This is a genomic window from Acinetobacter sp. YH01024, from assembly GCF_013420195.1.
Taxonomy (GTDB): Bacteria; Pseudomonadota; Gammaproteobacteria; order Pseudomonadales; family Moraxellaceae; genus Acinetobacter; species Acinetobacter amyesii.
In genome coordinates, this window is the sequence record NZ_VOYQ01000003.1 from 1 (window position 1) to 15520 (window position 15520).

General features: G+C 39.6%; 13 protein-coding genes and 1 pseudogene. 9 read left to right on the top strand and 5 right to left on the bottom strand.

What is annotated here, in order from left to right; all coding sequences use genetic code 11:
• Window positions 1-125: 125 nt before the first annotated feature.
• A pseudogene (locus FTT88_RS02145) lies at window positions 126-569 on the bottom strand (AzlC family ABC transporter permease); the annotation flags it as partial.
• 142 nt (window positions 570-711) lie between these two features.
• On the opposite strand from FTT88_RS02145, the gene FTT88_RS02150 reads away from it, so the two are divergent.
• The 6 genes from FTT88_RS02150 (at window position 712) to FTT88_RS02175 (ending at window position 6702) form a co-directional block, all read left to right on the top strand.
• Window positions 712-1167, top strand: a complete 456-nt coding sequence (locus tag FTT88_RS02150) for an Lrp/AsnC family transcriptional regulator (RefSeq protein WP_078189073.1) — start codon at window positions 712-714, stop codon at window positions 1165-1167.
• Window positions 1168-1487: 320 nt separating this feature from the next.
• On the top strand, window positions 1488-2654 hold the full coding sequence (locus FTT88_RS02155) for an ATP phosphoribosyltransferase regulatory subunit (protein ID WP_180003993.1): 1167 nt from the start codon (window positions 1488-1490) through the stop codon (window positions 2652-2654).
• 66 nt (window positions 2655-2720) lie between these two features.
• A complete protein-coding gene (locus FTT88_RS02160) occupies window positions 2721-4040 on the top strand; it encodes an adenylosuccinate synthase (protein WP_078189071.1) in 1320 nt (439 codons plus the stop codon).
• A 560-nt stretch (window positions 4041-4600) separates the two neighbouring features.
• Entirely contained in the window at window positions 4601-5404 is an 804-nt protein-coding gene (locus FTT88_RS02165) for a M48 family metallopeptidase (protein ID WP_078194387.1), read from the top strand.
• Between the two features lie 97 nt (window positions 5405-5501).
• Entirely contained in the window at window positions 5502-5810 is a 309-nt protein-coding gene (locus FTT88_RS02170) for a hypothetical protein (protein ID WP_078194385.1), read from the top strand.
• 112 nt (window positions 5811-5922) lie between these two features.
• Complete coding sequence (locus tag FTT88_RS02175) at window positions 5923-6702, top strand: M48 family metallopeptidase (RefSeq protein WP_078194384.1); 780 nt, start codon at window positions 5923-5925, stop codon at window positions 6700-6702.
• A gap of 156 nt (window positions 6703-6858) precedes the next feature.
• Here the strand turns inward: FTT88_RS02175 and FTT88_RS02180 are convergent, their stop codons facing one another.
• The 3 genes from FTT88_RS02180 to FTT88_RS02190 form a co-directional block, all read right to left on the bottom strand.
• Window positions 6859-7341, bottom strand: a complete 483-nt coding sequence (locus tag FTT88_RS02180) for a peptidylprolyl isomerase (protein ID WP_078189067.1) — start codon at window positions 7339-7341, stop codon at window positions 6859-6861.
• A gap of 136 nt (window positions 7342-7477) precedes the next feature.
• Complete coding sequence (locus FTT88_RS02185; RefSeq protein ID WP_180003995.1) at window positions 7478-8779, bottom strand: NAD(P)/FAD-dependent oxidoreductase; 1302 nt, start codon at window positions 8777-8779, stop codon at window positions 7478-7480.
• Between the two features lie 103 nt (window positions 8780-8882).
• Entirely contained in the window at window positions 8883-10196 is a 1314-nt protein-coding gene (locus FTT88_RS02190) for a D-alanyl-D-alanine carboxypeptidase PBP6B (RefSeq protein ID WP_180003997.1), read from the bottom strand.
• Window positions 10197-10376: 180 nt separating this feature from the next.
• On the opposite strand from FTT88_RS02190, the gene FTT88_RS02195 reads away from it, so the two are divergent.
• Both FTT88_RS02195 and FTT88_RS17260 read left to right on the top strand, forming a co-directional pair.
• Window positions 10377-12080: a M61 family metallopeptidase gene (locus FTT88_RS02195; protein ID WP_180003998.1), complete on the top strand. Its 1704-nt coding sequence runs from the start codon at window positions 10377-10379 to the stop codon at window positions 12078-12080.
• Between the two features lie 61 nt (window positions 12081-12141).
• Entirely contained in the window at window positions 12142-12900 is a 759-nt protein-coding gene (locus tag FTT88_RS17260) for a hypothetical protein (protein WP_257223038.1), read from the top strand.
• A gap of 81 nt (window positions 12901-12981) precedes the next feature.
• On the opposite strand, the gene FTT88_RS02205 is transcribed toward FTT88_RS17260, so the two are convergent.
• Complete coding sequence (locus FTT88_RS02205) at window positions 12982-13770, bottom strand: rRNA large subunit pseudouridine synthase E (protein ID WP_180004000.1); 789 nt, start codon at window positions 13768-13770, stop codon at window positions 12982-12984.
• A 189-nt stretch (window positions 13771-13959) separates the two neighbouring features.
• On the opposite strand from FTT88_RS02205, the gene icd reads away from it, so the two are divergent.
• A complete protein-coding gene (gene icd / locus FTT88_RS02210) occupies window positions 13960-15213 on the top strand; it encodes an NADP-dependent isocitrate dehydrogenase (protein ID WP_180004095.1) in 1254 nt (417 codons plus the stop codon).
• Window positions 15214-15520: the final 307 nt, after the last annotated feature.

Sequence of the window (15520 nt, forward strand, 5' to 3'; positions counted from 1 at the left end):
AGCAAGTAACTTGGACCAGTGTTGATCATTTAGCATTGTTCGAGGCATAGCGAGTGTAAAATTGGGTTTGGCGATTTAATTTTACTATCTCGCTATTTTTTTAATCAACAAATGTCAACAGACCCTAAACTAAAGGCGCGCTGAATTCCCAAAGCATTAGATTTTTTTTGCGCATCGGCCAAACCTACGGCCCAACTTTCATCGCACATAAAAAATAAAGCGGTATAAACCGTGCGATTCGGGAGATGTCGTAAATACGGGACAAGGCTCGCCCCCATTAATAGGTGCCGACTATTCACTAAAAACGTAATAAACATCAGCATGAGAATATTAGGGGGATTGGTCCAAACTTGCAAAATGGCAAATTCAGAACCACCTGCAAAGTTAAGACCAGTCAAAAGCGGAACTTCTAAACTAGAAAAGCCTTTATGTGTTGCCTGAGCACCCAGAACTAATGCAAAAGGAATAATGCCCAGCAGCATTGGAATAGATGTTTTTAGACCTCGTTTAAACTCAATAGAATGCTCTGAATGGGTATGATTGAGTGTACTTTGTCTAAACATCAACATGACGTTTTCCATGAAGCGAGATCGAAAGCAATATTTTATGGATATCTGAGCAGTATTTGGCAGCTGTTTTGTGAAAGATTGCTTTTATTGTGCAATGAAATTGCTAAAATAAATCTTATTGTGAAATTTAGTGCCTTTATTGATGGATCAGATAGATAAACGCATTTTGCAAGCATTACAGCAAAATGGAAAACTACAAAATAATGAATTGGCCCAACTTGTTGGTTTATCACCTTCGCCGTGTTTGAGACGGGTTAAGCAACTAGAAGATGAAGGCTATATTGAAAAATATGTCGCCTTACTGAACCAGTCAAAATTGAATTTAAGTTTAACGGTGTTTGCTCGGATTTGGCTAAAAGGTCAAGATGCAAAAACCGTGAATGATTTTGTTGCAGCGATTCAAACGATGCCTGAAGTGGTTGAATGTCAACTCATGGCAGGGGATTGTGACTTTTTCTTACGTATCGTCGTGGCAGATTTAGAAGCCTATCGAAAGTTTCAGATTCATCATTTAACGCAGATCGCCAGTGTGCAAAATGTAAAAACAGAGATACCGTTACAGGCTGTTAAACAAACTACAGCACTTCCTTTGGATTGATGTTCGAGTCTTAAATTAAGTTATTGAGCCTGATCATATTTATAACTTTGTTTAAAACTTCATCTATAGAAAGTAGAATGCTTATTATTTTTTATCAAATGGTTAAAAAATGTCGTTCACAGAATTTTAAAATATAAGCATAAACATAGATTTAGTTGTAAAAATTAAAGCTGTTGATGAAGTAATGAATGCTGAAGCATCTTTTATGAAAAAGTCGTGTGCAAGCGTAAAACTATCGTGCTAAACTAGGAGAAATCGGGTGTGCTCCCGATTTTTTTATGCGGATTTGTTCCGCGCTGACAAGAATTTAGGTTTACAACATGCCCATTTCAGAGACATGGTTATTACCTGATGGTGTAGCTGATGTACTGCCAGAACAGGCGCAAGTGATTGAATCTTTGCGTCGTGAAGCATTAGATTTCCTCGCATCTCGAGGTTATCAGTTGGTGTACACGCCATTCATTGAATACATCGAATCTCTATCTTCTCTTTCAGAATCGAATCAAGATTTAGACTTAGCCACTTTTAAAGTGATCGACCAACTTTCAGGTCGTTTGCTTGGTGTGCGTGCCGATATGACACCACAAGTGGCTCGTATTGATGCGCATGTACATCCTGTCGAAGGTGTAGCTCGTTATTGCTACGCTGGTACAGTACTACATACTAAGCCACAGGGTTTTAATACCACACGTGCACCTTTACAGTTAGGTGCAGAATTATTTGGTTCAGACAGCATTGATGCTGACGTTGAACTGATTGATGTCATGATCAACTTGCTTGCTAAAGCAGGTCATGCAGATGGTATCCATCTTGATTTAGGGCATGTCGGTTTATTCCGCAGCATGGTGAAACAAGCTGGCTTGAGCAAAGCAGTTGAACGTCAGTTATCTGACTTGTATCAACGTAAAGCTCTACCTGAACTTGCTGAATTCACACAAAAGCTTCCATTCGGTCAAGATTTTTATACCTTAGGTCGTTTTGCAAGTGATTTAGATGCGTTACAAGCAAATTTAAGTGCTGAAGTTTTAAATAACGAAGCATTTAAACTTGCATTTGATGCAGTGAAATCGACTCAAGCGGCAATCCAAGCCCGTTGGCCAGACTTACACATTGGTATAGATGTGGTTGAACTTCGTTCATACCATTATCACACTGGTTTAATGTATGCCGTATATGCACCAAACCGTGCTGCGCCTTTGGCTCAAGGCGGTCGCTATGACGGTATTGGTGAACACTTCGGTCGTGCGCGTCCAGCAACAGGTTTCTCTTGTGACTTATATGCATTAACTGCTGGTCAAGTTCAGAAAAGCCAAGTTTTGGTTGCACCAAAAGGCATCGAAGCAGATTTATTAAAGGCAATTGAGGCAGCACGTACTGAAGGGTTCAGTGTGGTTCAATTGTTAGGTAATGATGATTTAAACTCAGCACCGTATGCAACGCACCAGTTGGTGAATGCAAATGGCGAGTGGACAATCAAACAAATTTAATCGCGGATGTGCCTGCGGGCACACACGTTTTTTCCAATTTTAACAGCATGATGCAATGAGGCTATTATGGGCAAGAATGTTGTGGTACTTGGTACCCAATGGGGCGACGAAGGTAAAGGTAAGATCGTCGACCTGCTCACAGATCAAGCGGCTGCGGTAGTTCGCTATCAAGGTGGACACAACGCAGGTCATACACTTGTGGTTGGTGGTAAGAAAACTGTATTACACCTCATTCCATCTGGTATTTTACGTGACAACGTATTGTGCTTAATTGGTAATGGTGTTGTTTTATCACCTGAAGCTTTAATCCACGAAATGGAAGTTTTAGAAAAAGAAGGCGTGCCTGTACGTGAACGTCTACGTATTTCTCCAAACTGTCCGTTGATCCTTCCACACCATATCGCCCTTGACCAAGCACGTGAGAAAAAACGTGGCAATGCGAAAATTGGTACAACAGGTCGTGGTATCGGTCCTGCATACGAAGACAAAGTGGCTCGTCGTGCAATCCGTGTTGCTGACTTGGTTCGTGGTGGTGCTCATCTTAAAGCTCAACTAGAAGAGCTTCTTGAATACCATAACTTCCAATTGACTCAATTCTTCGGTGTTGAAGCCGTTAAAGTTGAAGATGTAATCGCTCTATGTGACGAATGGCGTAAAGTCATCGAACCTATGGTGATGGACGTGACTGGCGAACTTCATGCTTACCGTAAAGCAGGTAAGAAAATCATGTTTGAAGGCGCGCAAGGTTCACTTCTTGACGTTGATCACGGTACATACCCGTATGTGACTTCTTCAAACACAACTGCTGGTGGCGTAAGCTCTGGTTCAGGTCTTGGGCCATTGCACCTTGACTATGTATTGGGTATCACTAAAGCGTACACAACTCGTGTAGGTGCTGGTCCGTTCCCAACTGAACTTGTTTATGATGCTGCTAATGATGTTGGTGATGCGATCGGTAAACACTTGGGTACTGTCGGTTCTGAGTTTGGTGCGTCTACTGGCCGTCAACGTCGTTGTGGTTGGTTCGATGCTGAAATTCTACGTCGCTCAGTAGAAGTAAACTCACTTTCTGGTATTTGCTTAACTAAACTAGACGTTCTAGATGGTTTAGAAGAAGTGAAAATCTGTGTAGGTTACGAAGCAGCTGATTCTGGTTGTGTAGGTTCTTCTGATGCGCTTGCATTTGAAACTTTAAAACCAATCTATGAAACTATGCCAGGTTGGTCAGAGTCTACTTTTGGTGCGAAATCACTAGATCAATTGCCACAAAATGCAATTAACTACGTGAAACGTTTAGAGCAATTGATTGAATGTCCAATCGACATCATTTCAACTGGTCCAGACCGTGATGAAACAATCGTATTACGTCATCCATTCGACGCATAATGTGCTGTTGAATTAAGATGTAAAAGCCTCGCGAAAGCGGGGCTTTTTTTATATAGCGAAGAACATAACTTCAAAAAACGGCATGTATTATAAACTGATAGTACTCAGTAACATCCGAAGTGCCATTTGATTCAAATAAAAGAATGATACGCGATAATTCATCCGCAAGTGTTTGAGACAGGACTACTTTTAATTAAAAATGTTTTTGCAATTCTGTAAATATTTTGACACTAGTGAACGAGTTTTGTCGGTGAGGTGCATTGCACCGCAAGATGGTTTCCTTGCGAAGCACGCTTCTCATTTTGCCTAATGAGAAACATTGTTTCATGTGTGTACCTCCAGCCGAAGGCTAATCCCTGTATTTAAACCCAAGATGTAAGACTCAGTTGAATATACTTAAAAGTATTTAAAAAATGTGAAATTATTTTTACGGGGTAACATCAGATATTAAATTTAAATAATGGAAAAATAAAGATTTTGAAAAAAATAAGCATAAAAATATTGAGTCAGTCAATTTTTTGTATATATTTGACACTCTTTATAAATAACTAGAGATCATGATGAATTATAAAAAATCTTTGGCATGCTTTGCCGTAGCAGCTTCTTTATCAGGTTGTACCACGATTGCTGATCTTGCAGGTGCTGATTCTGCATCTTTGAACTTACAGGCAACACAGTCTTATAACGCAATGCTGAAAGACGCACAGACCAAACAAGTGCTCGATACCAAGTCTGCGACTTATCAAAAAGTAAACCGTGTTTTCTGGAAAATGAAACCATTTGCAGATCAGATGAATCAAACGGGTCAGGCTTTTGATTGGAAAGTTGCCGTGATCAAGTCTAAAGAAATCAATGCCTATGTTGCACCCGGCGGGAAAGTTGTTTTCTATACAGGAATCGTCGAAACCCTCAAACTCACGGATGATGAAGTCGCAGCAATCATGGGTCACGAAATGGTTCATGCTTTAGAAGAACATGCAAAAAATAAAATTGGCGCTTCAGCACTGACCAATCTTGCAGTGAGTATAGGTTCACAATACGTAGGTAATGCAGCAGGTGGCTATGGTGCAACCTTGCTTGACTTGGGGAGTCAATTTGGTGTGGGCTTGCCGTATTCACGTAATTTGGAAAGTCGCGCGGATAAAGGTGGCCTAGTGATGATGGCAAAGGCTGGATACAATCCAGAAGCGGCGATTTCATTGTGGAAAAAAATGAATGCGAATGATAACAGTGGCAACGACGCACTGAGCAAATTTATGTCTACACACCCAAGCAATAATGACCGTATTGCTGCTATGCAAAAAATGATGCCGGAAGCGCAGCAATATTATAAAAATGCGACACCATCGAGTGTACGTCGTTAATATCTGCGGTTTTCAAGACTAAAGTTGCATTTTAGTACGCTATACACTTTGTGGTGAGTTGCTAAAATGCAATTTGAATTAGGAAGAGAAGTGCAGGATGCAAAAGAATATTTCGACCACCATTTTTTATTCTTTATTATTTGCGATGGGGGGAGCACCCACTATTGCTATGATGATCATTCGTGCCCAAACTCAAGATCCACAATTAATTTATCAAGCCCTGATTGGGTTGTCGGTGATTATTGCCTGTATTCTTGTGCCCATAGTTTTGATACAAAATGCTGTCCTATTTTTTAAGCGAAAAAATGTGCAGTTAGAAGAAAAAATTAAGCCATTAATGCATGTGTATTTGGGCTTGAATGTGGTTTGTTTAATCTATTGGTTGGTTCTTCAATTTTCAGCTTAAAAAAATTACATAAATACTATTATAAGTCGCTATAACTTCGTTTTAAGCTCCAAACCATAAGAATATAATATCCATAAATTCACTTATATTTTAATGGTCTGGAGTATCCTTAATGAAAAAAATAATTCTAACGAGCCTGTGTATGGCCGGTGTAATGACGATTTCGGGCTGTGCGACAGTGGCAGATATGGCAGGAGCGGATACTGCTACATTGAACGCGCAAGCAACACAAAGTTATAACAAAATGGTGACAGATGCGCGTTCTAAAAATCAGCTCGATACCTCTTCGAGTACATATAAGCGCATTAATACTGTATTCCAAAAACTGCGTCCTTATGCAGACCAAATGAACCAAACGGGTCAAGCGTTCCAATGGCAATTGGCGGTCATGAAATCAGACCAAGTCAATGCCTTTGTCGCTCCAGGCGGTAAAGTTGTATTTTATACAGGTATCGTCAATAAACTAAATTTAACTGATGCAGAAATTGCGGCGGTTATGGGACATGAAATGGTCCATGCTCTTGAAGAACATGCAAAAAGTAAATTGGGTGCTCAAGCCTTAACGGATCTTGCGCTGAATATTGGTTTAAGTGCCGCAGGCAATAATGTCGGTCAATTGGGCACTGCTGCTGCGCAGTTAGGTAGTCAAATCGGTATAGGGTTACCGTATTCACGTTCTCTGGAAAGCCGTGCTGACCAAGGTGGTTTAATGTTAATGGCACGTGCAGGTTACAACCCACAAGCGGCGATTACGCTTTGGGAAAAAATGAATAAGCTTGAAGGTGCGGGAGGTTCATCATTCTTATCAACGCATCCATCAAACTCACAACGTATTGAAGCGATGCGTAAAAATCTACCTGCAGCGCAGCAGATTTATAACCAACGTCGTTAATTCATAAGAATTAATTATCCGTTTTAAAAAAGCAGGCCGTGGCCTGCTTTTTTGTATTTAATAGTTTGAAAAGTTCTTATATGGCATACCTATATCAGGCGCAATAAAAAAGGCAAAGTAAAAACTTTGCCTTTTTGCACTAGAGATCAGAAGATCTTAGTGGTGGTGACCGCCTGCACCGTGTACGTGACCGTGTTCAAGTTCTTCAGCAGAAGCCTCACGGATTTCAACGATTTCAACTTCGAAAGTTAAATCTTGACCAGCAAGTGGGAAGTTTGCATCAACAAGAACGTTGTCGCCTTCAACCGCTTTAACTGTCACGATTTGAACGCCGTCATCAGTTTGAGCTTGGAATTGCATACCAGGTTGGATGTTGTCCACGCCTTGGAACATTTGAGCAGGAACTTCTTGAACGAGATCAGGGTTGTATTCGCCATAACCTTCAGCAGCAGGAACAGTTACAGTGAATTTTTCACCAACAGTTTTGCCTAAAAGTGCTTTTTCAAGACCTGGAATGATGTTACCAGCGCCGTGCAAATATGCTAGTGGCTCACCTTGAGATTGGTCGAGAGTTTCACCCTCTGCATTAGTCAATGTGTAGTGGAAAGAAACCACAGAGTTATTTGCAATAGCAGTCATGTTATTGATCCATTCAATTTTTTAAGGGTTACATCATAAAGTGAAATTGCATTTTTGTAGACTAAATTTATCAAAAAAATGCAATTTTTAAATGTTAATGATGCTTTTTTCATTAATCGGGGCAGATCTGTAAATTTCAATGCAATTTAATTTTAGGCGCGATTTTTCGTGTAACAAAATCTTTAGCCGTTAATAGTCCTGCATGTGCGTAGCCGTAAATTGTGGCTTGATGCATTCGATACAATGAAACATACATTGATTTGGCAACAAAACCTTGAACATTGACCTGACCTAAAAGCTCACCAACCGCTTTATGTTTACTTAATGAGACTAAAGAACCTTTGTCTGAAAATACGAACATAGGGAGTTGTTGACCACGGATACGCGCCTTTAAGCAATCCACGAGAAATGACGCTTGTTGGCTAGCAACTTGAGCGCGTGGGCCGAGGACAGGCTCATCTGCACGCGGTTGGCAATGTGCACAATCACCAAAGGCGAAAATATCTGGGTGTGCCTTAGTTTGTAGTGTTGCATATACACTTAAACGCCCCATGTGGTCTTTTTCAAAGCCTTCAAGTTTAGAAATTACTTCTGGTGTTTTAATGCCTGCCGCCCAAACTTTTAGTTCGGCTTTAATTTTGCTTCCATCATTAAAATAAACATGTTCAGCATCGACTTTTTCCACACGTTTAGAGGTTAAGACCTCAATTTTCATGCGTTGTAATTGCTGCTGTGCATGCTCGGCCATTTTTTCAGGGAGTGCAGGCAGAATCCGATCAGCACCTTCAATCAAATTGATCTGTACGCTTTGAGGATGAATTTTATTTAAACCATATTTATAAAAATTATGTTTGGCTTCAACCAATTCTGCTGAAAGTTCAACCCCCGTTGCACCTGCGCCAATAATGGCAATTTTCAACTCACGTGCTGTATTGCTATTTTGCGCATCCAAATACAACTGTAAGAGATCTTGTTGGAAGATTTCAGCTTGTTGCAGGCTGTCTAAATAGTGGCAATGTTCATACACGCCTGGTGTATTAAAATCGTTGGAAACTGAGCCTAAAGCAAGAACAAGGGTGTCATAACTCAGTTGCAGTTGTTCTTGAGTGGATTCATATTTACCTTGTTGGACTTTGCTGAGCTGAATGGTTTTTTCAGCAGGCTGAACATTTTCAAACTTAGCCAAGACAAATTCATAATGATGCTTCGCAGCATGTGCATAGTAGTTAATTTCTTCTTCACTAACCGACATCGTCCCTGCGGCAATTTCATGTAAAAGGGGTTTCCAGACATGCATGAGTTTCATATCTACGAGGGTAATGCGCGCTTTCTTTTTTTTACCGAGTAAATCACCGAGTTGGGTGACCAGTTCTAAACCACCGGCACCACCACCGACAATGACAATATGGTGTAACTTGGAGTCATCAGCGTTATTCATTGAATTACCTATTTTATTATTGTTGAAAAAAAGAAGATGGCACGAGTATGCCATCTTCTTTTTTGCACGAATAACGAATTGTCTTACAAGTTACATAATCACATCATTGACCTAAAGGGTAGGTTTTAACTTCTGCTGAATCAGTATTAAAGATGCTAAAAAGACCTTTGATCCACATCATGAAACGCTCAAAAATATTGGCTTCTTCAATTTGCACGTCATCTTCGATATCAAAGGTATTGATCAGCTGATTATTTTGATAAACCGTAACGGTAGCTAATTTCATCACTTCAGCCAATGGCGCAGTGAGTTCTTTTTCATTTACTTCAACACTCAGTTTAGTCTGTGTTTCGTGAAGTGGTTCAATGGCTTGAATTTGACCATTGCCTGTATTTAAAAGAATACGTTGCTGTGTTGGGTCAAAAGCTTTTAAATCGATGGCATAAGCTTGATCATAAAGTGAAGTTGTAATCAGCTTAGGTTGTTGAGTTTCTACCTTAAACATTTTCAAGGTTGATTTAACCACAGGTAATTCTGCAATTAATTGCTTATCTTTGATTGCAACTTCATTACGGGTATAGGTATAAGCCAAGTTCATGAGGCTGTGAGCCACTTCAGCACGTTTTAAGCCACTTTTCGCCCCTAATACCACAACAATCAAACGACGTTCTGGCGCGTCAGGATTCGCGATCAAACGGTTGGCTGTTAAGGCTAAGTTATAACCTGCAGCTTTGGTAAAACCTGTTTTTAAGCCATCAACGGTGGGATCTTGTTTTAATAAGATATTGGTTGCACGGTGGAAGCGTTGGTTATAACTAAAACTTTGTTGTTTTGAATAATATAAATAGTCAGGTGTTTCGGTCACTAGCGCTTGCCCTAAACGTGCAAGGTCAGCCGCCGAAGAGTAATGATCTGGCATGGTAATGCCGGCTGGATTTTGAAAATTAGTGTCATTCATGCCCAAAGCTTTGGCTTCTTTGTTCATGCGTTCAATAAATTTTGGAATATCACCAGAAATGCGTTCAGCTAAGGTTACTGCGGCATCATTGGCAGACATGACCACAAGACCTGCCAAAAGCTGATCAACTGAAATTTGTTCGCCTGCTTTGAGATACATTTGTGATTCATCCCATTGAACCACTTGTACAACTGGGGTTGCGGTTAGGATTTCATTTTTCTTTAAATGACCTGCTTTAATTTCCTTTAAAGCAATATAAGCCACCATCATTTTGGTAAGTGAAGCAGGGGCACGCTGAACATGGCTATTATGTTCTGCAATCACCTGACCCGACTGAGGGTCTAAAATGGTCCAAGCTTCAGCTTCAACAGTTTCAGGGACAATATTTAAAAGGGCAGCATTTGCTATCGTGGAGCATAGAAAACTAAGCAGCGCGATGAGGTAGATCACGTGTTTCAATGAGGTTCCTTAACCAACCATTCCGTTGGTGGTAAAACGAAAAAATTTTTAGGCATGCTATGCCTTTTTTTTTCTGCTGACTAGTCATAATTGTAGACAATTGCGACAGTTCCGCATTCAGTTGTAAAAAATGTTAATCTAATTGATAAGTTATCTTTTACTAATTTTATATCGCCCATTATGTTGCATTATCAAATCGAATTTGACGATTATCGTCAGCATCTAGTCCATGTCACTGCACGTTTCTTGGCAAATCCAACACAGGTGCTTTTTTTGCCAACTTGGATTCCCGGAAGTTACTTAATCCGAGAATTTTCGAAGCATATCGAAGCTGTTCGAGCTTATGATGAAGATGGGCGTTTGTTACAAATAGAGAAATTTGAAAAAAATAAATGGCGTTTATTTAATACTGATCATGAGTTGATCACTGTTGAATATGATGTTTATGCCTTTGACTTGTCGGTCCGTGGTGCTTATGTTGATCAAAGCCGTTTATATGTCAATCCAGCTTGCGCATGTTTAGGTTTAGTTGACCAAGAAGATACAGCCATTGAGGTTGAAGTTTTCTTGCCACCTGAGTTAAAGCATTTCCAACTTGCGACTGGATTGAAGTCAAAAAGTTTAGTAAAAGGTCGTTATACCTTGTATGCTGATAACTATGCTCAGTTAATTGATGCACCGTTTGAATTGGCGGAACAAACTCGTTTCAGTTTTGAAGCCAACGGCATTCCACACGAATTTGTGGTTTCGGGCAAACATGCCATGAACGCGCAGCGTATGCAGCAAGACATCGAAAAAATTTGTTCGACAGAAATTTCCATGTTTGGTTCAGCACCATTTAAAGACTATACCTTTATGACCATAGCAACGGCGAATAGCTATGGTGGTTTGGAACATCCAAACAGTACGAGTTTAATTAGTCCGCGTGATGATTTACCAAAAGCTAATGAACCTGTAGAACCATCGGCAGATTATCAACGTTTCTTAGGGTTATGCAGCCATGAATATTTCCACTCATGGTTGGTAAAATTTATCCGTCCAGAAAACTTTGTGAATTATGACCTCAACAAAGAAGGCTATACCTCTTTGCTTTGGGTTTTTGAAGGTTTCACATCGTATTATGATGATTTGATTTTGCTGCGTAGTGGTGTGATTAATCAGGATTCTTATATCAAGCTTTTAAAAGCACAAATTGATCGCTATTTGCAAAATCCGGGTCGTGAGATTCAAACCGTTGCTGAATCAAGCTTTGATGCATGGGTGAAATTCTACCGTCAGGATGAAAACTCAAATAACGCAGGTACAAGTTATTACAACAAAGGCTGCCTCGTGGCGCTGTGTTTAGACCTTGGCTTACGCCTACGTGGTTCAAGTCTTGATGCCTTAATGCGTAAGCTATATGAAAACGCACAAAACGGCATTCAAGTGAATGAACGGACTATTTTCAATTTATGCAATGAATTGACGGGTGATGATTGGTTAGAACAAATCAATCATTTGATTAATACTACGGATGAATTGCCGTTAGACCAATTATTCCCTGAGTTTGGCCTAAGCTACACGCTTAAAAATGACAAATCATTGCCATTTGGTTTAAAGCTGGTCGATAAGCCTGAAGGTGTGTTGGTTCAGTCTGCTCGTCGTGATGGTGCAGCGGCAAAAGCTGGCTTGTCTGCAAATGATGTGATTATTGCAATTGATGGTTTAAAAGCGACGGTTAAATTGGCAGAAAAATATGCCAAGCAAGACGGTACTTATACCGTACTAGCATTTCGCCGCGATGAACTGATGAGCTTTGAAGTGAAAGCGGCAGGTTCAGAATTAACTGAAGTTGAACTTAAAGTGGAAGATCAGGCTAAAGCTGAGAAGTGGTTGAAGGCTTAATTTGATAAGTATTTAATTTTCATGTAAAACCCATACTTAGGTATGGGTTTTTTATAAGAAAATGAATAGTAAAAATTTAATAATTGGAATTTCGATAACTGTAATTTGGTTCTTAGTGATAGTACTGTTTTGCTTTCAAAACAATTTTGTATTTACCAATAGAGAGCTGAATTCACTAGGGGATTTTCTCGCAGGTATATTTGCTCCAGTTGCTTTTCTTTGGTTAATACTCGGGTATCTCCAGCAAGGTAAACAATTAGATCAAAATACCAAAGCTTTGGAACAGCAAGAAAAAGCACTTAAACTTCAAATAGAAGAGATGAAGGAGAGCGTTAAACAGCAAGGGTATCTTGCTCAGCTACAGTCAGAACAATTGAGAATGAATCATAATTCATGCCAACCTTACTTAGAATTATGCACTCCAAAATTAGAAATTCTTAATATTAGAGATCTATTAACTAATAAGCCTGAAAAGTTATGTTCATTAATTTTTAGTGTTTATTCGAGAATTAATGAATCAAGAATTGTTTTATTAATGACTTTGGATGACACAATTTATCAGCGTGAAATGAAAATATTAGTTGATGAGTCTATTGAATTTAAATTAAGGCTAGATTGTTTGAATGACACTTATACTAATGATTTTTTATCAGGAAAAATCAATGATTTGGATTTTAAATTTAAGATGAGATTTCAGAATATTTATGGATTAGAAACTGAAAATATTTATTCATATAGAATATTAAGACATGAAACAGGTGAGGTTCAAGTATTAAAGCCATCACTGAGAGATTCGTTAGTAGCAAGTAAAGTTGTATAAATTATGCTTCAAAGATTCATTTTTATTGAAAAAAAGCTCACTGGTGTAAGCTTTTTTCAAACTGATTTTTAAGAAATAATATCAACGTCCGTTACGACCGCGGCCACGTGGGGCTTTAGTATTCGGACGAGTTGTACCATTGGTACGGCGTTTTGGTTTTTCGCTCTCATCCATTTGCCAGATACGTTTTGTACCTGACTTTTTCACGGATCCGTCTTTATTCTTACGAACCATTGGCTTACCACCTGTACCGCCTGGTTTTTTCACATAAGAGCGCGAACGGTAAGGTTCTTCTGCAGGTACATTTTGAAAGTCAGGGTAAAGTAACGGTTCAATTTCTTTGGTTTCACCTGGTTCTAAAGCCAATTGAACTAAATCGATTGCACCAATACGTGTACGAATTAAACGTAAGGTTGGGAAACCCACTGCTGAAGTCATACGACGAACTTGGCGGTTACGGCCTTCACAAATTTGGATTTCAATCCAAGAGGTTGGAATGTTTGCACGGAAACGTACAGGAGGATCACGTTCCCATAACCATTCTGGTTGTTGTACTTTGATCGCTTTGGCTGGCAACGTCATACCGTCTTTCAGCTCAACGCCTTTACGTAATTGTTCAAGCGCTTCTTCTGTGATGTCGCCATCGACTTGCACTAAGTAGGTTTTGAACTTTTTATTTTCAGGATTGGTGATGTACTGATTTAAACCACCATGATCGGTTAAAAATACCAAACCTTCGGAGTCCATATCTAAACGACCTGCAATACGTAGACTAGGATCGTCCACGAAGTCAGATATGGTCATATGCGCTTCGTCTTTACGGAATTGGGAGAGCACGTCATATGGCTTGTTTAAGATGACGATTTTCATAGGAAATAACTTCTATTAAATACAATAATTCAAATTGGTTAAGATTTATTCAATAGGGAAATGCAGCTATTTCCCATCTAAATCTCAAAAAAGGTAGATTTGCTTTAGAGTATTATGCGTGAAGCGCAATTAAAAGTCTTATCAAACAGCAATTATTTTTTCACTCGCTTCTCAGGGAGGATCATAAAAATGGGTTATCAGAAGATCGTCGTTCCAGTGGATGGGACAAAAATTACAGTAAATTCAGACTTATCATTTAATGTTCCCAATAATCCAATTATTCCGTTTATTGAAGGCGATGGTATAGGTGTTGATATCACGCCCGTGATGAAAACCGTGGTGAATGCCGCAGTACAAAAAGCTTATGGTGGAAAACGTGCCATAGAATGGATGGAAGTCTATTGTGGTGAAAAAGCCAATAAAATTTATGGCACCTATATGCCCGAAGAAACCTTTGAGGCTTTACGCGAATTTGTGGTTTCAATTAAAGGGCCGTTAACGACGCCTGTCGGTGGTGGCATTCGTTCGCTAAATGTTGCACTACGTCAAGAATTAGATCTCTACGTCTGTGTGCGCCCAGTACGTTGGTTTAAGGGCGTTCCTTCACCTGTTCAGCATCCTGAACGTACAGACATGGTGATCTTCCGAGAGAACTCAGAAGATATTTACGCAGGGATCGAATGGAAAGCAGATTCGCCTGAAGCCAAGAAAATGATCAAATTTCTTAAAGAGGAAATGGGTGTTACCAAGATTCGCTTTGAGGAAAATTGCGGTATCGGGATTAAGCCTGTATCTAAAGAAGGTTCTCAGCGTTTGGTACGTAAAGCTATTCAATTCGCCATTGATAATGATAAGCCGAATGTCACTTTGGTGCACAAAGGTAATATCATGAAATATACCGAAGGGGCGTTTAAAGAGTGGGGTTATGAAGTCGCACTTGAGCGCTTTGGTGGTGAATTGCTAGATGGTGGTCCTTGGGTCAAAATAAAAAATCCGAAAACTGGCAAAGAAATCGTGATTAAAGATGCGATCGCGGACGCTTTTTTACAGCAGATTCTCATGCGTCCGACCGATTATTCAGTCATTGCTACCCTAAATTTAAACGGTGACTATATTTCAGATGCTTTGGCGGCTGAAGTTGGCGGCATTGGTATTGCACCGGGTGCCAATATTGGTGGCGCGGTACAAGTTTATGAAGCGACACATGGCACTGCACCTAAATATGCGGGTCAAGACAAAGTAAACCCTGGGTCTATTATTCTGTCTGCAGAAATGATGCTGCGAAATATGGGCTGGACTGAAGCGGCAGATCTAATTATTAAAGGGATCGCAGGTGCCATTGAAGCCAAAACGGTGACCTATGATTTTGAACGACTCATGCAAGGTGCAAAACTATTACGTTGTTCGGAGTTTGGACAAGCCATCATTGAGCATATGGACTGAGTTTATTTGCCAATCTAAGTGTAAAAAATGATAGGTGAAAAAAGGACTGAATGATTTAGTCCTTTTTTAGGACTAAACATTAAAAACACAGAATCATAGCTTCTCAATACAATTCAAAATACAGCAATCAAAAGGTGACTTCACGCAATCAATCAGATGGTCTGGCATGCTTGTCATGTTACTAAAAGTTTAAAACCGCACTATTCGAGTGAACTTAAGTAATGCAGAAAATAGAGGGGGATTGATTTCAAATTAATTATTCTCCAGAAATTTTACAATGACGTAATTCGAAACATTTATCGGGTTG

Bases quoted from the DNA above. Each gene is read 5' to 3' on its own strand.
- FTT88_RS02175 (WP_078194384.1), top strand. From the start codon at position 5,923: ATGAAAAAAATAATTCTAACGAGCCTGTGTATGGCCGGTGTAATGACG.
- FTT88_RS02205 (WP_180004000.1), bottom strand. From the start codon at position 13,770: ATGAAAATCGTCATCTTAAACAAGCCATATGACGTGCTCTCCCAATTC.
- FTT88_RS02160 (WP_078189071.1), top strand. From the start codon at position 2,721: ATGGGCAAGAATGTTGTGGTACTTGGTACCCAATGGGGCGACGAAGGT.
- FTT88_RS02170 (WP_078194385.1), top strand. From the start codon at position 5,502: ATGCAAAAGAATATTTCGACCACCATTTTTTATTCTTTATTATTTGCG.
- FTT88_RS02195 (WP_180003998.1), top strand. From the start codon at position 10,377: ATGTTGCATTATCAAATCGAATTTGACGATTATCGTCAGCATCTAGTC.
- FTT88_RS02165 (WP_078194387.1), top strand. From the start codon at position 4,601: ATGAATTATAAAAAATCTTTGGCATGCTTTGCCGTAGCAGCTTCTTTA.
- FTT88_RS02155 (WP_180003993.1), top strand. From the start codon at position 1,488: ATGCCCATTTCAGAGACATGGTTATTACCTGATGGTGTAGCTGATGTA.
- FTT88_RS02180 (WP_078189067.1), bottom strand. From the start codon at position 7,341: ATGACTGCTATTGCAAATAACTCTGTGGTTTCTTTCCACTACACATTG.
- icd (WP_180004095.1), top strand. From the start codon at position 13,960: ATGGGTTATCAGAAGATCGTCGTTCCAGTGGATGGGACAAAAATTACA.
- FTT88_RS02150 (WP_078189073.1), top strand. From the start codon at position 712: ATGGATCAGATAGATAAACGCATTTTGCAAGCATTACAGCAAAATGGA.
- FTT88_RS02185 (WP_180003995.1), bottom strand. From the start codon at position 8,779: ATGAATAACGCTGATGACTCCAAGTTACACCATATTGTCATTGTCGGT.
- FTT88_RS17260 (WP_257223038.1), top strand. From the start codon at position 12,142: ATGAATAGTAAAAATTTAATAATTGGAATTTCGATAACTGTAATTTGG.